Source organism: Alkalihalobacillus bogoriensis ATCC BAA-922 (assembly GCF_000621445.1).
Lineage (GTDB): Bacteria > Bacillota > Bacilli > Bacillales > Bacillaceae_F > Bacillus_AO > Bacillus_AO bogoriense.
Genome location: NZ_JHYI01000006.1, coordinates 98461 through 118399 on the forward strand (window position 1 = coordinate 98461; position 19939 = coordinate 118399).

General features: G+C 37.2%; 20 protein-coding genes, 2 tRNA genes and 1 riboswitch. Of the genes, 2 read left to right on the forward strand and 20 right to left on the reverse strand.

Going from position 1 to position 19939, the window contains the following annotated elements; all coding sequences use genetic code 11:
- Window positions 1-190: 190 nt before the first annotated feature.
- Window positions 191-592 (forward strand): hypothetical protein, encoded by a 402-nt coding sequence (locus tag T323_RS0100490; RefSeq protein ID WP_026671531.1) that lies wholly within the window; start codon window positions 191-193, stop codon window positions 590-592.
- 287 nt (window positions 593-879) lie between these two features.
- Here T323_RS0100490 and T323_RS0100495 read toward each other — a convergent pair.
- The 17 genes from T323_RS0100495 to T323_RS0100575 form a co-directional block, all read right to left on the reverse strand.
- Window positions 880-956: transfer RNA gene (locus T323_RS0100495), tRNA-Arg, on the reverse strand.
- A 5-nt stretch (window positions 957-961) separates the two neighbouring features.
- A tRNA-Gly gene (locus tag T323_RS0100500) sits at window positions 962-1035 on the reverse strand.
- Between the two features lie 65 nt (window positions 1036-1100).
- Entirely contained in the window at window positions 1101-1619 is a 519-nt protein-coding gene (locus tag T323_RS0100505; protein ID WP_026671532.1) for a metallophosphoesterase family protein, read from the reverse strand.
- A 17-nt stretch (window positions 1620-1636) separates the two neighbouring features.
- Window positions 1637-2233, reverse strand: a complete 597-nt coding sequence (locus tag T323_RS0100510) for an XTP/dITP diphosphatase (RefSeq protein ID WP_026671533.1) — start codon at window positions 2231-2233, stop codon at window positions 1637-1639.
- Window positions 2230-2997 carry a ribonuclease PH gene (rph, locus tag T323_RS0100515; protein WP_026671534.1) on the reverse strand — a complete coding sequence of 256 codons (768 nt, stop codon included), beginning with the start codon at window positions 2995-2997 and terminating at the stop codon, window positions 2230-2232. The genes T323_RS0100510 and rph overlap by 4 nt, the downstream gene beginning before the upstream one ends.
- A 125-nt stretch (window positions 2998-3122) precedes the next feature.
- Complete coding sequence (locus T323_RS0100520) at window positions 3123-4193, reverse strand: GerMN domain-containing protein (RefSeq protein WP_026671535.1); 1071 nt, start codon at window positions 4191-4193, stop codon at window positions 3123-3125.
- 680 nt (window positions 4194-4873) lie between these two features.
- Window positions 4874-5671: a glutamate racemase gene (racE, locus tag T323_RS0100525; RefSeq protein ID WP_026671536.1), complete on the reverse strand. Its 798-nt coding sequence runs from the start codon at window positions 5669-5671 to the stop codon at window positions 4874-4876.
- A gap of 10 nt (window positions 5672-5681) precedes the next feature.
- On the reverse strand, window positions 5682-6095 hold the full coding sequence (locus T323_RS0100530) for a MarR family winged helix-turn-helix transcriptional regulator (protein ID WP_051556302.1): 414 nt from the start codon (window positions 6093-6095) through the stop codon (window positions 5682-5684).
- Between the two features lie 192 nt (window positions 6096-6287).
- Window positions 6288-8003: a phosphoenolpyruvate--protein phosphotransferase gene (ptsP, locus tag T323_RS0100535; RefSeq protein WP_026671538.1), complete on the reverse strand. Its 1716-nt coding sequence runs from the start codon at window positions 8001-8003 to the stop codon at window positions 6288-6290.
- Window positions 8003-8266, reverse strand: a complete 264-nt coding sequence (locus T323_RS0100540; RefSeq protein ID WP_026671539.1) for a phosphocarrier protein HPr — start codon at window positions 8264-8266, stop codon at window positions 8003-8005. Before T323_RS0100540 ends, ptsP begins: the two co-directional genes overlap by 1 nt.
- A gap of 245 nt (window positions 8267-8511) precedes the next feature.
- The gene (locus tag T323_RS0100545) at window positions 8512-9336 is read right to left on the reverse strand and encodes a PRD domain-containing protein (RefSeq protein WP_026671540.1); all 825 of its coding nucleotides are present in this window, start codon (window positions 9334-9336) and stop codon (window positions 8512-8514) included.
- Between the two features lie 119 nt (window positions 9337-9455).
- Window positions 9456-9680, reverse strand: coding sequence for a helix-turn-helix domain-containing protein (locus T323_RS0100550; protein WP_026671541.1), 225 nt, complete (start codon window positions 9678-9680; stop codon window positions 9456-9458).
- A 168-nt stretch (window positions 9681-9848) separates the two neighbouring features.
- Window positions 9849-10295: an acyl-CoA thioesterase gene (locus tag T323_RS0100555; protein ID WP_026671542.1), complete on the reverse strand. Its 447-nt coding sequence runs from the start codon at window positions 10293-10295 to the stop codon at window positions 9849-9851.
- Between the two features lie 81 nt (window positions 10296-10376).
- Window positions 10377-11129, reverse strand: coding sequence for a succinate dehydrogenase iron-sulfur subunit (gene sdhB / locus T323_RS0100560; protein WP_026671543.1), 753 nt, complete (start codon window positions 11127-11129; stop codon window positions 10377-10379).
- Window positions 11126-12895 carry a succinate dehydrogenase flavoprotein subunit gene (sdhA, locus tag T323_RS0100565; RefSeq protein WP_026671544.1) on the reverse strand — a complete coding sequence of 590 codons (1770 nt, stop codon included), beginning with the start codon at window positions 12893-12895 and terminating at the stop codon, window positions 11126-11128. Before sdhA ends, sdhB begins: the two co-directional genes overlap by 4 nt.
- Window positions 12896-12908: 13 nt before the next feature.
- Window positions 12909-13538, reverse strand: coding sequence for a succinate dehydrogenase cytochrome b558 subunit (locus T323_RS0100570; protein WP_026671545.1), 630 nt, complete (start codon window positions 13536-13538; stop codon window positions 12909-12911).
- A gap of 320 nt (window positions 13539-13858) precedes the next feature.
- Entirely contained in the window at window positions 13859-15208 is a 1350-nt protein-coding gene (locus tag T323_RS0100575; RefSeq protein WP_026671546.1) for a TrkH family potassium uptake protein, read from the reverse strand.
- A gap of 120 nt (window positions 15209-15328) precedes the next feature.
- Between T323_RS0100575 and T323_RS0100580 the strand changes: the two genes are divergently transcribed.
- Window positions 15329-15751 (forward strand): YslB family protein, encoded by a 423-nt coding sequence (locus T323_RS0100580; RefSeq protein WP_026671547.1) that lies wholly within the window; start codon window positions 15329-15331, stop codon window positions 15749-15751.
- 61 nt (window positions 15752-15812) lie between these two features.
- Here the strand turns inward: T323_RS0100580 and T323_RS0100585 are convergent, their stop codons facing one another.
- The 3 genes from T323_RS0100585 to trxA form a co-directional block, all read right to left on the reverse strand.
- A complete protein-coding gene (locus T323_RS0100585; protein WP_026671548.1) occupies window positions 15813-17039 on the reverse strand; it encodes an aspartate kinase in 1227 nt (408 codons plus the stop codon).
- Between the two features lie 115 nt (window positions 17040-17154).
- Window positions 17155-17336, reverse strand: a riboswitch (Lysine riboswitch).
- Between the two features lie 66 nt (window positions 17337-17402).
- The gene (gene uvrC / locus T323_RS0100595; RefSeq protein ID WP_026671550.1) at window positions 17403-19175 is read right to left on the reverse strand and encodes an excinuclease ABC subunit UvrC; all 1773 of its coding nucleotides are present in this window, start codon (window positions 19173-19175) and stop codon (window positions 17403-17405) included.
- 148 nt (window positions 19176-19323) lie between these two features.
- Window positions 19324-19638 carry a thioredoxin gene (trxA, locus tag T323_RS0100600; protein WP_026671551.1) on the reverse strand — a complete coding sequence of 105 codons (315 nt, stop codon included), beginning with the start codon at window positions 19636-19638 and terminating at the stop codon, window positions 19324-19326.
- Between the last annotated feature and the right edge of the window lie 301 nt (window positions 19639-19939).

Below are 19939 nucleotides of genomic sequence, written 5' to 3' on the forward strand. Positions count from 1 at the left end.
AACGTTGATGGTCAACCACTTTTTCTAAAATTTTTAGACTATTTTGATTAGTGAAATTTATTGTACGCGCTTACATAAAGACGGCATAAGGGATATTCGAAATTCACAAAAACTAAACTTTTCAAAAAAAGTTTTCTATATTCGTAATAGTTTTCTTATCTGTTGTAAAAAATAGGATGGGTGATAAAAGATGATACTAGAATGGAAAAAAATAAAAACAAAGCATATTCGATTTAGAATTCCTTATTTCGCACTAAAAAAACGTGAGAAGCCACTACTCGTTCCGGTTTCTCTTGAACCTCACAAATGTAAAAATGCCGAAGAAAAAACATTGTTTCATGCATTACTAGCAAGCAATTATTATCCTACACCTTATTACAAACTAGGTCGAATTAAAGTAACGATGGCTTTAGTGCCTTTTCGAATTGCTTTACTTGAGCGTTCAAAAGCAAACAAAGTAAAGATGGAAAAGGGACTAGCGAAAAAAGGTTGGACGGTCATTTATTATGACGCGGAAGAACAACAATCAAATTTTGAAAATGTATTAAACCAAATTCAACAGGTCACGACTGCATATTCTCATTCGGTGTGAACTGTGAAGGTGGGAAAGCTTAAGGGTATGAGAACGAGTAACTGACATCTATTCCGCTATTTCACTAAATACAAGCGATTTTCGATCGCGTTCGGACATCTATTCCGTTACTTGCTTAACATTAGGCCAACTCGACCTAATTTTGATTGATGTTACGGAACCAATGTCCGATAGCAAATCAAAAGGCTTAGTAAATACTAAAATAGCGGAACAAATGTCCGTATGAACCAAACATATTAAAAAAAGCTTACTGCTAGAGCAGTAAGCTTTATTATATGTATTCTTAATGGCGTCCCAGGAGAGATTCGAACTCCCGACCGACGGCTTAGAAGGCCGTTGCTCTATCCAGCTGAGCTACTGGGACATAATTGGAGCGGGTGATGGGAATCGAACCCACGACATCAGCTTGGAAGGCTGAGGTTTTACCACTAAACTACACCCGCGCGTTCCTTAAATAACGGACATTTATTACTATATAACATTTAAGGAACAAAGTCAAGAGATTCTCTTAAGAAAGTGAATATTGTTTGCTTAACTCTGGAATAACTGTTCCTGCTCGATTATAAAACATAACTCGAACAATTTTATCATCATTTATTTCACACAGGCAATACGTTTGCTCACGACGATTTCGAGGTAAACGCAAGCTTCCTGGGTTAATGTACACAACTCCGTTTTCACTAAAAGAAGTCGCAATATGTGAATGTCCAAAGCAAGCTATCGACGCACCCACTTCCTCAGCACGATAGCTAATTGGTACATGTGTCATTTTGACATTATATAAATGCCCATGTGTAACATAAAACGTCACTCCATCGATCGTTGTCACGATTTCTTCCTCGAACTGTGAATGACTCACATCACAGTTCCCTTCCACAATAACAACATCTTTTAGGATCGCCTCATCAAAGTGTAGCTCCGAATCCCCACAATGAATGATGAGATCGACTTCCTCTTTGTGTCGATTCAATACTTCAGCAAGCTCTTCTTTCCAACCATGGCTATCACTTACGATTAATGCTTTCATCGCTCTTTAGCCTCCATTTAGTTCATCCAATGTTTCAATCTTTCCTGTAATTGCAGTAATGCTTTTTTGCGGTGACTGATTTCATTTTTTTCTTCCATTGTCAGTTCAGCCATTGTTTTGCCTTTACTAGGAATCAACAAAAGGGGGTCATACCCAAACCCGTTGCTTCCTTTTGGTTCCGTTGTAATTACTCCTTCACAAGTCCCTTCAAACACTTCTTCTTTTCCATCAGGATAAGCTAGAACTAAAGCGCAGTGAAAACGTGCGGTTCTCTCCTCTTCTTTCACATGCTTCAAATCATGGATTAATTTTTCATTATTTTTGGCATCGTTTTTTTCCACTCCGGCATAACGTGCTGAATGGACACCTGGTTGCCCTGAAAGCGCATCAACACATAAACCAGAATCATCGGCGATAACTGGTTTTTGAAAATGCCTCGCCACCGTCATAGCTTTTAAAAATGCATTCTCAGCAAATGTTAGACCCGTTTCCTCAACATCAGGGATATCGGGATAATCTAATAAAGACGTTACAGAAAACCCTAACGGAGTGAGCATCGATTCAAACTCCTTTAGTTTCCCTTTGTTTTTTGTTGCAATAATAAGCTCTTTCATTTTTGTTCGTCCTTTTTTGCTTTACTTTCAATGCGATTAATCACTTTTTCGTTTAAAGCCTGCTTTTGAATATCAATTAATTCATAGATTCCTTGTTCTGCTAAATCTAATAGAGCGTTCAATTGACTTCGTGAAAACGTGGCCTCCTCACCTGTTCCTTGTAGCTCAACGAATTCACCGTTTCCTGTCATCACAATATTCATATCTACTTCTGCCTTTGCATCCTCTATATAACATAAGTCTAGAATCTCTCCTTCATTACTGTCAACCCCAACAGAAACAGCCGCTAAAAAGTCTTGGACTGGCCATTCTTTTATCATCGACTTTTCAACATAAGATTCTAGTGCTAGCACCATCGCTACATATGCCCCTGTAATGGAAGCGGTTCTTGTTCCACCATCTGCTTGAATCACATCACAATCAATCCAGATCGTACGCTCACCTAGTTTACTTAAGTCAATAACAGACCGGAGCGCTCGTCCTATTAATCGTTGAATTTCCATTGTACGACCAGTTACTTTACCTTTTGATGACTCACGGATATTTCTTTGCTCTGTTGCACGTGGTAACATCGAATATTCCGCTGCTATCCAACCCTTTCCTTGACCTCTCATAAAAGGTGGAACTCTGTCTTCAATACTCGCTGTACAGATAACTTTTGTTTTTCCTACTGAAATTAACACAGAGCCTTCTGGATGAATTAAATAATCTTTTATTAGTTCAACAGGTCTTAGTTCATTTTTTGCACGGTTATCTACTCTCATTGATGGCCTCCTAATTACATTCAGTAATGCGTAAGTATCTTTATTTTTTTGTCATGGAAAAAAGGCAGCGATCTTTGCTGCCTTTCATAGTATATCAAACTTTAGATACTTTTCCTAAAAATTGCTTAAAATTTACCAGCCTCTAATAATTGTTGTCGGCTAACAGGTTCAGCTAACATATCACCAGAAGTCGTTAATATTTCACTGTTTCCATTCACTTGAATCGAAACTTTCTCTACTCCATTTTGTTCTGTTAAAGATAAGACAAGCATATTTAACACATCATCAGAGATTGCTGTTCCTTCAAGTTGATTTAATAATGCTTCATTGAAGTTTAGTGTGACGACACCATTTTCATACAAAGGACTGTCTAACAACTCCACCTCTTGGCGAAAATCTGTAAGTAAACTTGAATTCATGGATGGTCCTTCTAGCAATTCAGAAACGACATGTTCAATTGGGTCTGCCTCATTCTTCTCTACTCTTCTTGTCACTGGGACATAGTAGGTGTTGTCCCCATTTTCGGCAAGAAAGTAAAGGGTAACCCCCTTACTGTTAACGACATCAAACACATCATTTGTTTCTAGATTGATGCCATTAGCACGACTAAACCCTTCCATGCCAATTGGTGTTTGATTGACAGGCATCGTTTCTTGGTCATAACCATTAATTCTAATTTTCACACTGTTTACATTTTCAAACTGTGTTACTGTCCATGTTATCGCTTGGAGAATTTTCAACTCTTCTTCTGGTTTGTAGTTTTTAAATTCCTCTGAAAAATCAGCATAAGCAATACCATCTTCTAAATGAACATCAACTTCAGTTCCTGCCGGCAAAACGGCACGGAAGCCATTCGGTAAATGATTTGTTACTGGGCCACCTTCTACTAAGTATTCAAGTGATTGACGAAGAACACCTTCTTGTTTTGGAATTTCAATGGTTTGTGGAACAATGAGACCATTTTGGTCAAAAAGGAATAACTCTCTTTCGATTGTCTCTGTTACTCCTTCATCTTCACTTACCTCTTCCCCTTCTGTTGCCTCCACTTCCACATCTAAAGAATCCCCTTCATCAATGTAATTGATTTGAGGAGTGTCCATCTCCATTGAAGCTTCCTCGTTTCCTGTTGAACAACCTGCCATAACTAGGGTGAAGACGATTAAGGCCGGTACACCTGTTTTCACATATTTGCGCATTCTATTCCCTCCTAAGGTAGTTTGTACTAGTATGTATACGAGCTTTTCTTTCGAAATAGACCAGTCTTTCATTCTTTTTTTGGACAAATAAAGAAAAACGCGGGAGCGTCTTTTCATTCAAGTGAAGTGTATGATGAACAACCAACACATCCCATGTTTCATTTTCGCGGTCAGAGCAGCCGTTATTTGTGAACATGATACGGGTTTCCGTTTTTTTTGCGGCCACAGGAGCGTTTAATCACGCAAAAGCAACTCTATTCCTAGCGATATATTATGATTAACTGCTCCTGTGTCCGCCAACGTTCCAAAACGCTAGTAATGTTCACAGATAACGGTTTTCATGGCCGCTTACTTATCATAAACAACAAAATTGCTAACGCGATAAATCCGACCCAAGTGTTGAATGATTCACTTGGGTCTTTTCTTGCTTGTCTCATAGTACTCCAAGTCCCTCATTCTAAGAATTTATTAAAGCAATGTTATACACAAGTCAACTATTTTATAGTTTCCTAAACAGTAAGAAAAAAGAGGCGTCTTTTCGTTTCAAACTAAGTGAGCCCCGCTCTTCTTGAATAAGCTGTCAAAGCTTCACTGCTATAGCTAAATTTTTATGCTTTTCATAACTTCCAAAACAAAAAAGTGTGAGAAAGGAATATACCCTTTTTCTCACACCTTTATTTTTATGGAAGTATAATCGTTTCCACGTTGTCTATTTCAATTTCATGCCATTTATTCGCAATGTCTTTAAATACTGTACTGTTTCCAGTCGTAAAATATTTGTGTTTGACTTTCCTTTCTTTTGTATACAATAAATCTTTATGATACAAAAGTGCACTCACTTCACGAGCAGTCTCATCCCCAGAACTAATTAATTTAATTTCATTTCCAACGACTTCTTGAATGACATCACGTAATAATGGGTAATGGGTACAACCAAGAATTAATGTATCATAATCTTTATTTAATAATGGTTGTAATGATTGGACAACAACATCAAAAGCTTCTTCTCCATCAAATACGCCTCGTTCTACTAAGGGAACAAACCGTGGACAAGATAAGCTATCTACTTTCACATTGCTATTAATGCTTTTTAATGCTTTCACATAAGCACTACTGTTAATTGTACCTGTTGTTCCTATAACCGCAACATGGTCTTTTTTTGTTAGCTTCAATGCTGCAATCGCTCCTGGATGAACAACCCCTACAACAGGGATCGGCAATTCACGCTTCACTTCATCCAACACAACAGCCGCTGCTGTGTTACACGCGATTACCAACATCTTAATTCCTTCTTCTAACAACTTATTAATCATTTGCCACGTGTATTCTCTTACTTCTTCACTTGGTCTTGGTCCATATGGACATCTTTTCGAATCCCCTATATAAATGATTTCTTCTTTAGGTAATTGCCTCATAATTTCAGAGGCAACTGTCAGACCGCCTAAACCAGAATCTATAACACCGATTGGTCTATCCAATATTTCTCCCTCAATTTCTATCTTTGCTGTTATCTGTTGATCTTTCCATTTCGTTATAGAGCAAATCTAAATTTTTTTCAAGTATTTCTACTTCTTCTACAGAAAAATTAACTAATACACCATGCAAATATTCTTGTCTTTTTTTTATTACTTCTTCAATAATGGTTTTCCCTTTATCTAAAAGGTGAATCCGGACTACTCTACGATCCTGTAAATCTTTCACTCGCTCAACCAATTCGTTTTTTTCCATTCGGTCAATAAGATCTGTTGTTGTACTACATGCTAAATACATCTTATTTGATAATTCCCCAATGGTCATATCACCTTGTTCATTTAACCATTGCAAGGCAACAAATTGCGGTGGCGTTATCGGGAACTGTGTTAAAATTTCACGACCTTGTTGCTTAATCATTTGTGCAATCATCCGTAATGCTCTTTCTATCTGCTCTACGTGTAAGTTTGAATCCAATTCATTTCCCTCCCGCTTTTCCCATATATGAGGTTGTTTCTCGATAATAAGCTTTCATTCTATTTTCTCTATTTTTACGCGTAATTGCAAGCCAAATTAAAAAGAGTTATCAAATGATAACTCTTTTTGTCGATTTAGTGTCATTTTTCAAAAAAACTTTCCACGAACTAGGGATTCAACTTCAGCAGACGTTGCCTTTTGAAGCATTTCTTTCGCAAAGCCCTCTAGTTCTTGTTTAGAAAGTTTTGCCAGTAAACTACGAGCAGGTAAAATGGAGGATGCACTCATACTAAACTCGTCTAATCCTAATCCTAATAGAATTGGAATCGCAACCTCATCACCAGCCATTTCACCACACATACCAACCCATTTGCCTTGGCGATGTGCCGCTTCTATGACCATGTTTACTAAGCGTAAGATGGCAGGGTGATAAGGCTGGTACAAATATGAAACACGTTCATTCATACGATCAGCCGCCATCGTATATTGAATTAAATCATTTGTTCCTATACTAAAGAAATCAACTTCAGGTGCATACAAATCCGCACAAACGGCAGTTGAAGGAATTTCAACCATAATTCCAACTTCAATCTCGTCAGATACTGATACATTTTCAGCCACGAGCTTTTGCTTTTCTTCCGCTAAAATTGCTTTTGCTTGTTGAAGCTCTTCTAGTGTTGCAATCATTGGAAACATTATTTTCAAGTTTCCAAAAGCACTTGCACGCAAAAGTGCCCGAAGTTGAGTACGGAACATGTCTTGCATTTCTAAGCATAATCGAACTGCCCGGAAACCTAAGAAAGGATTCATTTCTTTTGGTAAATCTAAGTAAGGAAGCTCTTTATCTCCACCTATATCAAGTGTTCGAATAACAACTGGCTTTCCTGCCATTTTTTCAACAACTGTTTTATAGGCTTGAAATTGTTCTTCTTCCGTTGGGAGCTCATTTCTGCCCATATATAAAAACTCTGTTCGATATAAGCCAATTCCTTCTGCTCCATTGTTATGAACGCCTGCAATATCATCAGGTGTTCCAATATTGGCCGCTAACTCTACATGATGCCCGTCAACAGTGAGTGTTTTTTTATTCACTAATTTGGCCCATTCTTCTTTTTGTTTATTAAACTGGGCAAGTTTCTGTTCATACGATGATAATTGCTCTGTTGTTGGATTCACAATAACTTGTCCATCTAACCCATCAACAATGACCATCATTCCATTTTCAATTCCATCTGTAATTGATTTTGTTCCAACTACTGCTGGAATTTCCATTGATCGTGCCATAATTGCAGAGTGAGATGTTCGACCGCCGATATCTGTCGCAAACCCTTTAATATACTCGGGATTTAGTTGAGCCGTGTCTGACGGTGTTAAATCTTCTGCTATAATCACTGTTTTTTCTTGAATAAGAGCTAATGATGTCGTTTGAATTCCTAATAGGTGGCCTAATACACGTTTTGTCACATCACGAATATCCGCAGCACGCTCTTTCATATATTCATTATCCATGTTTTCAAACATGGAAATGAACATGTTAGCTATTTCTTGAAGTGCGCTTTCGGCATTCACTTTTGTTGATTTTATTTTATCTTTGACAGCGTCAACTAACTCAGGATCACTAAGAACTAGGAGGTGAGCAGCAAAAATCGCCGCTTTATCCTCCCCTAGATCTTGTTCTGCTTTATCCCGAATGACCGCTAGCTCTTCTTTTGCTTTTTCTAATGCATTTGTAAAACGGTGTACTTCTTCTTCTACATTATCAACCGTTTTCATTTCAATGGTGTAATCAGGTTCTTCAAGGACAAATGCTTTTGCAATGGCAATCCCTGATGAAGCTGGAATGCCTTTAAGTTCTTTTTGCATTATTCTCCTAAACCTTCTTTAATTACAGCTTCTAATGCAGCCATAGCTTCATCTGCATCTGAACCTTCCGTTTTAATTGTTACTTCAGCGCCTTGCCCTACACCTAAAGACATTACACCCATAATTGATTTTAAATTAACTTCTTTTCCTTTGTACTCTAATGTTACCTCTGAAGAAAATTGACTTGCTTTGTTTACTAATTGTGTTGCAGGTCTTGCATGGATCCCAGTATCACTTGTAATTTTGAATGTTTTTTCAGCCATCATTCATTCCCTCACTTTTCTTTTTATTATATTTTGGAACAATTGCATATCCCTAAAATGCAAATCATTTCTCCTTTACTATATACGATCGACAACAGAAATATTTAAAAAGGAGAATGTAGTTATCAAAAAAAGACATGAATAAAGAAGTATATTGATTATAAGACTGTACAGATAGATTACCCAACAGACTAACCAATTAAACGACTTTACTCATGCCTGATCGTATCAGTAACACGTAATGTCTATATTCGATTTGCAAAAGCGTGATGTAAATATAATGTTAAATCACTTAACATCATTGGTGTAACATTTTGATGCAAAGAGATATGTAAATGTTCAGCTACTAAACATGTAGTATTATAGCATACTGGATAATTTTCTTTCAATACTTTTTCAAGAATGACATCATTTGTTTGATCTTTCGTTTGTTGACACCTTTGTATAACCTGTTGTAAATAGAGGACAACTGACCGAAATTGGTCTGTTCGTTTTTCAAGTTTTATCTGCAATCCTTTTTCAATCTTCGTCATTAATTCCTGTATTAATTGCGGAGAGTTCGCAACGGTATTCGTTTCTTTCGTAATGGCTCGATGAATATGATTGGCAACAAAGCCAATTTCATCTTTCGGTAACTGGACTTTGAAAGTATCGTTGATATATAAAATCACCTTTTTAGCCATTTCATATTCGTCTGGATACATTAACTTTGTTTCTGTCATGACCGGATTAAATATAAGAATGCCTTGGTCAACTCGCCAAAGTGCAAATGAAAGATGGTCAAATAGTTGGGACTGAGCTTCCTTTGAGATTGTACTGCCACATTTTACTTCAATTTTTGAAATAATATCACCCATGACCACCGCTAGCTTTCCTTCGACCTTATCATTTTGATAGCCTTTGGCGGTTGTTCTTTCGAATAGTTTATCAACGTGCTTCTCTGAGATAACATCGTTCGGTTGCTTTCCAAAGCCAACTCCACGACCGAGTAAAATGACTTCATCCTCTTCTTTCGTAAACGCTAGTACAACATTATTATTCACTATTTTTTTGACCGTATATTCTTTCATGACCGAATCCCCTCCTTACCATTAGAAAACGTTTTCACCGTATTGTTCTTATTTTCGTTTTTTCTTTTGCATTCGTCAAGGAAAAATCAAAACCGGCTTATTAAAAAGCCGGTTTTTTTCTAAATCTCAATTTCACCCACACGTATGAGCTCTATGACAGCTTGCGATCGCCCCTTAACCCCAAGCTTTTGCATCGTGTTTGAAATGTGATTTCGAACAGTTTTTTCACTGATGAAGAGTTCTTGTGCTATTTCCTTAGTTGTCTTATCTTGAACGAGTAGCTCAAATACTTCACGTTCCCTTTTTGTAAGTAAAGGTTTTGGTCCGTATTCTGCTCCTTTCAATGAATTCACCCCTTCTTCCATGGGCTGGCAGCATGAAGGACTTCCTTGTGAGTAAAATTAAACCCTAGCTACGAAAATCTTCTGCCAGAAGGTATTTAGTCAAGATAGTATATGTACACTGTGTTTCGCTTGTGAATTGATTAAGCAGAATATTCGTTAGCCTATTGTTTATTTTAAAAATTGTGACTTCGTTTCCTCAGTCCAAGGAACTGATTTACCAGTCTGTTTTGATACTTGAACAATTAATCCTCGACCGGTCAAACAAATTTCATCTTTTTCATTTTTCACCATGTAATGCACGTCGATGGAGGTTGTTCCTATATGATGGACTTTAACAAAAACACGTAATTGGCTTCCAAAAAAAATCTGTCTAATATAGTTACATTGTAAATCTGCAGTAACGACAATCGTTTCACTTTCTTTACTCATCCATTCCTGCATTAAGCCTAATTCCTGAAAATAATTAATACGTGCTTCTTCAAAATAAGCAAAGACTTTTGTGTTGTTGACATGACCAAATGCATCTGTTTCTGAGAAACGTACATGAATTGGGCTAGAAAATTCAAACTCCTCTGCCCAGTCTGCGATATTTTCGATATATGGTATTTTCACGATGTATCCTCCTATTAACTTTTTTGATTAAAAGAGAAAAGTGCCTTAAAAGGCACACGACCTTTTAAGGCACCTTATGAACATTTACGCACCAAAGAAGTTTTTAAATGATTGGAACGTAGTAGCACGGTTTAAGGCAGCAATTGATGTTGTTAATGGAATTCCTTTTGGACAAGACTGAACACAGTTTTGTGAATTTCCACAATTTGCAAGACCACCATCACCCATAATTGTTTCTAACCGTTCTTCTTTATTCATTTCACCAGTAGGGTGAGCATTAAATAAACGGACTTGTGATAATGGAGCAGGTCCAATAAAATCTGATTTACTGTTTACATTTGGACACGCTTCTAAACAAACACCGCAAGTCATACATTTTGAAAGTTCATATGCCCATTGACGTTTCGTTTCAGCCATACGTGGTCCAGGACCTAAATCATATGTTCCATCAATTGGAATCCATGCTTTAACTTTCTTTAATGAATCGAACATACGACTACGATCAACCATTAAATCACGCACAACTGGAAATGTTTTCATCGGCTCTAGTTTAATTGGTTGCTCTAATTGGTCAACTAAAGCGGTACACGACTGACGAGGTTTGCCGTTAATGACCATGGAACAAGCACCACATACTTCTTCTAAACAGTTCATATCCCAAGTAATTGGGGTAGACTGTTCTCCTTTTGCATTAACTGGGTTCCGACGAATTTCCATTAAAGCTGAAATTACATTCATATTTGGTCGATATGGAACTTTAAACTCTTCTGTATACGGACTGCTGTTTGTATCATCTTGACGTGTGATATGAAATACGATTTCTTTTTTTTCACTCATGATTTAACAGCTCCTTGCTTTTTTTGTGAGTAGTCACGTTTACGAGGTTTAATTAAGGATACGTCTACTTCCTCATATTCAAATTCTGGAGCTTTTGTCGTTGGATTAAATTTCGCTTTTGTTGTTTTCAAGAACTCTTCATCATTACGTTCTGGAAACTCTGGCTTATAATGTGCCCCACGACTTTCATTACGATGGTATGCACCTAAAGTAATGACTCGAGCAAGGTTTAACATTCCTTTTAATTGACGTGTAAATGATGCACCTTGATTGCTCCATTTTGATGTGTCTACGATATTAATATTTTCATAACGCTCTAATAGCTCTTGAATTTTTTCATCTGTTGCTATTAATTTTTTGTTTTCACGTACTACTGTAACGTTATCTGTCATCCATTCTCCAAGCTCTTTATGGAGAACATAGGCATTTTCCTTCCCGTCCATGCCAAGGATGGAATCATATTTTTCCTGTTCTACTTTTACTTGTCCTTCAAAGACAGAACTAGCAACAGCATCTGTTGACTTCTCTAAACCATTAATATAAGAAACGGCATTAGGGCCAGCGACCATTCCACCAAAGATAGCAGAAAGAAGTGAGTTTGCTCCTAAGCGATTTGCCCCATGCTGTGAATAATCACACTCACCAGCAGCAAATAAACCAGGAATATTCGTCATTTGGTTATAATCAATCCACATACCACCCATTGAATAATGGACAGCTGGGAATATTTTCATTGGAAGCTTACGAGGGTCATCACCCATAAATTTCTCATAAATCTCAATGATTCCACCAAGCTTAATGTCAAGCTCTTTTGGATCTTTATGAGAAAGGTCAAGATAAACCATGTTTTCCCCGTTAATTCCTAATTTTTGTTCTACACAAACATCAAATATTTCACGTGTAGCAATATCACGCGGAACTAAGTTTCCATAAGCTGGGTATTTCTCTTCGAGGAAATACCATGGCTTTCCGTCTTTATATGTCCAAACACGTCCACCTTCACCACGTGCAGATTCACTCATTAGACGAAGCTTGTCATCTCCAGGAATGGCTGTCGGGTGAATTTGGATGAACTCACCGTTTGCATAATAAACACCTTGCTCATAAAGGCTTGCTGCTGCATAACCTGTGTTAATAACAGAGTTCGTTGATTTACCAAAGATAATACCAGGCCCACCTGTTGCCATAATGACAGCATCAGCTGCAAAGTGTTGTATTTCCATTGTACGTAAATCTTGCGCAACAATCCCTCTACAGGTTCCTTCATCATCAACGATCGCAGATAAAAATTCCCAGCCTTCATACTTCGTAACTAAACCAGACACTTCATGACGACGTACTTGCTCATCTAGGGCATAAAGCAATTGTTGACCTGTTGTTGCACCTGAAAACGCAGTACGGTGATGTTGTGTTCCACCGAAACGACGGAAATCTAGTAGTCCTTCTGGTGTACGGTTAAACATAACACCCATACGGTCCATTAAATGAATGATCCCTGGTGCTGCTTCACACATCGCTTTAACTGGAGGTTGGTTTGCTAAGAAGTCTCCTCCATATACTGTATCATCAAAGTGTTCCCATGGGGAATCTCCTTCACCTTTTGTATTAACTGCTCCATTAATACCACCTTGCGCACAGACAGAGTGTGAGCGTTTGACCGGAACTAATGAAAAAAGTTCGACTGGTACGCCAGCTTCTGCTGCTTTAATCGTAGCCATTAAACCCGCTAGACCACCACCGACAACGATGATTTTTCCTTTACTCATTCTGACTCACCCCTTATAAATTTGCTAGTTCTGGACTAATAAATGCTAGAATTGCACGAATACCTACATATGTTAATGCGATAAATATACCAACTGTTACATAAGTGGAAATTAATTGTGAGCGCGGTGTTACTGTAATTCCCCATGAAACAGCAAAAGACCATAATCCATTTGCAAAGTGGAACGTTGTTGAAACAACACCGATAATATAAAACCATAGCATAAATGGACTGCTTAGGATATCAGCCATCATATTGTAATTGACTTCAGCTCCAAGTGCCGCTTGAAAACGAGTTTCATATACATGCCATACAACGAAAATTAACGTAACAACCCCTGTTACACGTTGTAACATGAACATCCAGTTACGGAAAAATCCGTAATGACTAACATTATTTCGCGCTTGGAATGCAATATATAATCCATAAATTGCATGATATAAAAGCGGAATAAAAATAATAAAAATTTCTAGAAAATAACGAAATGGTAGATTTTCCATGAAGTGTGACGCTTGATTAAACGCCGTTGCTCCTCTAGTTGCAAAATGGTTTACAACTAAGTGCTGCACCAAAAAGATACCTACAGGAATTACTCCTAATAGCGAGTGTAGCTTTCGGTTCATAAACTCTCGATTACCAGCCATAACATGTCCCCCCACGTTTTTTTTAATTCACCATCTTTAGCATCTTGTCGATTCTTTCTCTACTACTCCTTATAAGGCTTAACCTCCTTACTAGGTTCAAGTGACTAACGTTTCCTTGAATTGTGAAACTTTTAGTAAGTTTCTGTGAAAAATTCCGACAAATTTATTTTACTCCCATACGTAGGCATCGTCAAGAAAACGTATACAGAGTCTTTAGATCCCTTATGTTAACTCCTATCGGCAAATTTGCCGATAGCACTATTATACCGTACTCTTTCAAAACCCGCTTAATTCAAATATTACCAAAAGGCAAAGGAGCATTAACCGATAATAATTCTTTCTGTTGGATATTTAAAGTGACTTTTTGTTTCCTTTTTTCGAATCGAGAATAAAAAGGCGACAAGCCCTACACGTCCAATAAACATAAGAACCATTAAAATAAACTGACTTGGCAATGATAAATCCGGAGTTATCCCCATTGATAATCCACATGTTCCGAACGCAGACGCTGTTTCAAATATGATTGCCATTAGCGAAATCCCGTTTCCACTTTCAAATGCCGATATTAAGATGACAGCAGAAAACAGTAAAACAATAAAAACCGATAAGACAATAAAAGACTTTTGACTATCTTCTGGATGAATTTCTCGACCAAACACTTTTACATCTGTTTTCCCTAATGCAAAGCTTCGGATTGTTAAGAACATAACTGCTAATGTTGTCGTTCGGATTCCTCCTCCTACTGATGATGGACTTGCGCCAATAATCATAAGTCCTGAAATAAATAATAGCGTAGCACGATTTAATTCAGAAACATCCATTATCGCTAAACCACCACTTCGAGCCGTAGCAGAATTAAAAACAGAATGAGATAATTGTTGATGCCAAACAAGACCTTCATAATAATGACCATATTCTAATACCCAAATTCCGATAATGCCACCAACAAAAACAAAGAAATACGTTGCTGTTGATATTTTCGTAAATAAACTAAATTGAAAATTAGGATTTGCTTTTGAAAAATATTCTTTTACTTCCATAATTACTGGAAAGCCAATCGCACCTGCAATGATTAATAAAATGACGACGAGTTGAACATAGTAATCATTAGCAAAAGGTATTAATGATTGTCCGGTGACATCAAATCCTGCATTTGTGAAGGCACTAAGTGCTGCAAACGCACCTTGATAATAAGCTTCTCCAATAGTATCAAAATACCGTAAATAATATGTACCTAAAATCAATGCCCCAACAAGTTCAATAACAAGGGCAACTTGGAGGATGCCTCGCATTAAATTTACGAGACCTGAAAAGGTATTTTGGTTTTGATCCACCATGATAAGCATACGTTGTGATAATACGATTTTTTTTCCAAACAACATCCATACAAAAGTACCGAGTGTCATAATCCCTATGCCGCCGAGTTGAATCGCCAAAGCTAAAAAGAAAATACCGACATAGCTATACGTTTCAGGAACATTTACAACGGTTAATCCTGTAACACTTACAGCACTAACAGATGTAAATAAGGCTTCTGAATAGGAGAGGGATACATGTTCGTGTGTAGAAATCGGTAAATATAATAAAACACTAAACACGATCATAGCAATAATATAACCGAACAAAATCATTCGAAATGGCGTTAAAAATTGATTCAATGCTAATTTCATCCAAAATACCTCCGCAATTATACGCGCATAAGTATACCACTTTTAAAATAATAAATGAAGTCATAGAAGAATTTAGGAAATCCGAGTATAATGTATAAGAATAGGGGGGAAATTCCATACATGGATAAAAAAGAAGAGCAATTGTTTCATAGTGAAGAACACGTTCCACTTTTCGGCTATCATTTAATTCGAAATGTTCTGCTCCATGAATTATTAGGGAAAGAACACGATAGTATTTTATATTGGACAGGTAAATCAATCGCGCGTAGTTATCCACTTATGACGAAAGAAGAAATTATTGAATTTTTTTATCAAGCAGGATGGGGAGATTTATCAATAAAAAAAGAAGGAAAAGATGAAGTTTTATTTCACCTTACACCTTCCTTTCATAAAAAACAGTTAACCATTTCTTACCAGCTAGAAAGTGGCTTTTTGGCAGAACAAATTCAAAAGCAAACTGGTTTTATTAGTGAAGCCATTCTCACTGAAAAAAAAGACCATATTATATTCTCAGTAAAGTTCGATCGAAAAGACGCGGTCTAGATAAAACTGGACGGACAAATAAACAGGCTAGTAAGATGTCATTCTTACTAGCCTCATTTTTTTATTCATTTTCTTCGTCATCTAATTGAAAAGCACGATGAAGCGCTTCTACTGCCGGTACCATATTTTCTTCATCCACTAAGGCAGATACTTTAATTTCTGACGTGCTAACCATTTTAATCGTTACATCATTCTCTGCTAAAATGGCAAACATCTTCGCGGCCACACCAGGATTTGAAATCATACCAGAGCCAATAATGGACACTTTCGCTAAATCTCCTTCATGACGAATTGCTTCATAACCTAATGTTTCTTTATGAGCTTTTAACACGGCTAGTGCATCTTCTAATGAAGAACGACTTGTTGAAAATGAAATATCTACTGTTTTTGAACCAGTTTCATTTTGTATGATAATATCGACATTAATACTATTTTTCGATAAAAGAGAAAACAGCCCTGAAAGTGTTCCGATTTGATTCGGTAGTTGTGACACGGTAATTTTTGTGACATCATTTTCAAAAGCAATTCCCCTGACAATTAAATTTTGTTCCATCGATACATCCTCCTCTATTAATGTGCCCGTCTCTTCTGTCATACTTGATGCTACTTCTAATGTAACATTATAATTTTTAGCAAATTCAACCGCTCTTGGATGCAATACGCCTGCACCTAAATTCGCCATTTCTAACATTTCATCGTAGGAAATAGAATGCAACTTCCGTGCCCCATTTACATATCGTGGGTCTGTTGTAAAAACACCTGGAACGTCAGTATATATAAAACATTTTTTTGCTGATAAGGCAGCAGCCAAAGCAACAGCCGTTGTGTCTGAACCACCCCGACCTAATGTTGTAATTTCACCCATCTCTGTTATCCCTTGAAATCCAGCAACAATGACAACCTTTCCTTCATTTAAATAGGTGACTATCTTTTCTTTCTGAATATCTTTTATCCTTGCATTGCCATGGTCTGCTTCGGTGATGATTCCTGCTTGCCACCCTGTTAAAGAAACCGCCTCTACTCCAAGTTCACCAATGGCCATTGTAAGTAAAGAGATTGTGATTTGTTCTCCTGTTGTGAGCAACATATCTAATTCTCGTTTTGCTGGTTTATTTGAAATCTCATTCGCCATATTAACGAGTGTATCGGTTGATTTCCCCATTGCCGAAACAACGACAACAACTTTGTTACCATTTTCAACTGCTTGAACAACCCTGTTTGCTGCATTTTTAATTTTTTCAATTGAACCTACAGAGGTTCCACCATACTTTTGGACAATAATTCCCACAATTTCTCCTCCTCGTTGTCACTTACCAAAGGCAAAAAAAAGCAACAGTAAGGATCATTACTCCTCACTGTTGCTGTCATACCGAACGGTACCACACCTTTAATTCCCTTGCGGTTCGTGAGATAGTACTCCACACACGGTTTACATGTGTGACAGCCTTGTATTTCTTCAATACAAGTCCAGCGATAAAACGTTGAGGCTTTTATCACTTCGGCGAATTCCCCTTTTTGCAAATATCGTAGGAATCTCATCTTCCTCCTTTTGCATACTAATGGTTTTCGCTCCTCTACCAATCACTTCATATTGAAGTGCGGTTATATAATTATCGTTATCATATCAAATAAATAAAAAGGATGCAATGGATTATGCGTCTTCTAATGCTTGTTTAATGTTATGTGCTATCTTTTCAGGAATTGATAACGCCGTAATTTCTTCGATTGTCGCTTCTCTTATTTTCTTTACAGAACCAAAATGTTTTAAAAGCTGGCGTTTTCTTTTTTCTCCTACTCCTTCTATTCCATCCAACTTTGATGAAATCATCGACTTTCCACGAGATTGACGATGAAAGCTAATCGCAAATCGATGCACTTCATCTTGAATTCGTTGCAGTAAATAAAACTCATGACTATCCCTTTTTAACGGGATAATTTGAGGTGGGTCTCCCATTAGTAACTGAGAGGTTTTGTGCTTTTCATCTTTCGCAAGTCCACAAACGGGGATCGCTAATCCTAATTCATCTTCTATTACGCTCTGCGCTGCTGAAATTTGACCTTTTCCACCATCGATAACAATTAGGTCTGGGAATGGTCCATTTTCTCTGAGAAGGCGAATATAGCGTCTACGGATGACTTCTCTCATTGAACCGTAGTCATCTGGACCGATGACATCTTTGATTTTATACTTTCGATAATCCTTTTTGCTTGGTTTCCCATCCACAAAACTAATCATCGCTGATACAGGGTCTGTTCCTTGTATGTTCGAGTTATCAAATGCTTCAATTCGATAAGGAGGGTGAATTCCTAATGCTTTTCCTAAGTTGTCGACAGCATGGACAGTGCGCCGTTCGTCGCGTTCAATTAAACTAAATTTTTCTTGTAACGCAATTTCTGCGTTTTTCTTTGCTAAATCGACTAATTCCTTCTTTTGCCCTCTCATCGGCTTCACTACTTTTACATCAAGCAGCTTTTCAACAACTTCTGCATCTATGTCTTCCGGGAGTAAAATTTCCGCCGGTTTAATATGGTCCTTTTTCAAGTAAAACTGGCCTATAAACGTTAGCACATCATCTTGAGCATCTTTATAAAAAGGAAAAATAGATACATCTCGTTCAATTAACTTTCCTTGACGAATAAAAAAGACTTGGATACACATCCATCCTTTATCATAGGCATATGCAAACACATCACGGTCTTTCTTTTCTGCAATCGTCATTTTTTGCTTTTCCATTATCGTTTCCATTTGTATAATGATGTCACGCAATTCTTTCGCTCGCTCAAAGTTTAATTCTTCCGCTGCTTTTGTCATTTTTTCTGTTAAGCTTTGTTTGATTTCTTCATGACCTGACTTTAAAAACTTCGATATTTCACTGACAAGCTCTTTATTCTCTTCTTGTGTTACCTCATACACACAAGGGGCTAAGCATTGACCAATGTGATAATACAAACAAACCCGATCAGGTAATGTCCGACATTTACGAAGCGGGTATAATCGATCTAATAACTTCTTCGTTTCGTTTGCCGCTCCTGCATTTGGATAGGGACCAAAATATTTCCCTCCGTCTTTTTTTACTTTTCTAGTAATAATTAGTCTCGGGTGTTGTTCATTTGTTAGTTTTAAATAAGGATACGATTTATCATCCTTTAACATGACATTGTATTTAGGGTCATGCTTTTTGATTAAATTGATTTCTAATAATAGCGCTTCTATATTTGAAGACGTTACAATATATTCAAAGTCGACAATTTCACTAACTAGCCGTTGTGTTTTCCCATCATGACTTCCAGTGAAATAAGATCGAACTCGATTTTTCAAAACTTTTGCTTTTCCTACATATATAATCGTGCCTTGTTTGTCTTTCATTAAATAACAACCAGGCTGGTCTGGAAGGACAGCCAGTTTCTCTTTTAATTGTTCCATCTCCCTACCTCCCCTCTTCTATTGTTGTAGAAGATTCGCTTTTTTGCAAATGGTAATTTATATGTATAGAAGTTCTTGGTGAATACGTTTGGAAAAAGGATGGCAAACAAAAAACCTGTTTCAATGGAAACAGGCTTTACGTTGCTTCTTATAGGTGTTTGTTGATTAAATCAACAAGAGCTTCTTTTGGTTGGAATCCAACAACTTGGTCTACTTTTTCACCATTTTTGAATACCATTAGTGTTGGGATGCTCATAACGCCAAATTTGCTTGCTGTTTCTTGGTTCTCATCCACATCAAGCTTTACAATTTTCATTTTATCTCCCATTTCACCGTCTAGTTCTTCAAGAACTGGTGCAATCATTTTACAAGGTCCGCACCAAGGTGCCCAAAAGTCTGCTAAAACAACACCTTCTCCTGTTTCTGTTCCGAATGTTTGGTCATTTACGTTTACAATTGCCATAATTTATTTCCTCCTTAATTATACTCTTAGTCATCTTTTTGATTCACTTGGAATTATACCATTTGCTTCCTTTGGATGCCATTATCTTGCTCAAATCATTCTTATCCTACCCAATATTACAAACTTTTTATGTATTTAGAGAAGCTGACATCCGTATCGGACAAACATTCCGCTATTTTACCGTTTTCTCTTATTTTGGCTGTTCGTTTGGACATCTGTTCCGCTATTTGCCTTGTTTGATAAGAGTTCAGCCATGTTTGGAGCGATTAGCGGAACAGATGTCCGTTAACATTTGTATACT

Excerpts from the sequence above, each read along its gene's own strand:
- T323_RS0100490 (WP_026671531.1), top strand. The coding sequence starts at position 191 with ATGATACTAGAATGGAAAAAAATAAAAACAAAGCATATTCGATTTAGA.
- T323_RS0100505 (WP_026671532.1), bottom strand. The coding sequence starts at position 1,619 with ATGAAAGCATTAATCGTAAGTGATAGCCATGGTTGGAAAGAAGAGCTT.
- T323_RS0100510 (WP_026671533.1), bottom strand. The coding sequence starts at position 2,233 with ATGAAAGAGCTTATTATTGCAACAAAAAACAAAGGGAAACTAAAGGAG.
- rph (WP_026671534.1), bottom strand. The coding sequence starts at position 2,997 with ATGAGAGTAGATAACCGTGCAAAAAATGAACTAAGACCTGTTGAACTA.
- T323_RS0100520 (WP_026671535.1), bottom strand. The coding sequence starts at position 4,193 with ATGCGCAAATATGTGAAAACAGGTGTACCGGCCTTAATCGTCTTCACC.
- T323_RS0100530 (WP_051556302.1), bottom strand. The coding sequence starts at position 6,095 with ATGATTGCACAAATGATTAAGCAACAAGGTCGTGAAATTTTAACACAG.
- ptsP (WP_026671538.1), bottom strand. The coding sequence starts at position 8,003 with ATGCAAAAAGAACTTAAAGGCATTCCAGCTTCATCAGGGATTGCCATT.
- T323_RS0100540 (WP_026671539.1), bottom strand. The coding sequence starts at position 8,266 with ATGGCTGAAAAAACATTCAAAATTACAAGTGATACTGGGATCCATGCA.
- T323_RS0100545 (WP_026671540.1), bottom strand. The coding sequence starts at position 9,336 with ATGAAAGAATATACGGTCAAAAAAATAGTGAATAATAATGTTGTACTA.
- sdhB (WP_026671543.1), bottom strand. The coding sequence starts at position 11,129 with ATGAGTGAAAAAAAAGAAATCGTATTTCATATCACACGTCAAGATGAT.
- sdhA (WP_026671544.1), bottom strand. The coding sequence starts at position 12,895 with ATGAGTAAAGGAAAAATCATCGTTGTCGGTGGTGGTCTAGCGGGTTTA.
- T323_RS0100570 (WP_026671545.1), bottom strand. The coding sequence starts at position 13,538 with ATGGCTGGTAATCGAGAGTTTATGAACCGAAAGCTACACTCGCTATTA.
- T323_RS0100575 (WP_026671546.1), bottom strand. The coding sequence starts at position 15,208 with ATGAAATTAGCATTGAATCAATTTTTAACGCCATTTCGAATGATTTTG.
- T323_RS0100580 (WP_026671547.1), top strand. The coding sequence starts at position 15,329 with ATGGATAAAAAAGAAGAGCAATTGTTTCATAGTGAAGAACACGTTCCA.
- uvrC (WP_026671550.1), bottom strand. The coding sequence starts at position 19,175 with ATGGAACAATTAAAAGAGAAACTGGCTGTCCTTCCAGACCAGCCTGGT.
- trxA (WP_026671551.1), bottom strand. The coding sequence starts at position 19,638 with ATGGCAATTGTAAACGTAAATGACCAAACATTCGGAACAGAAACAGGA.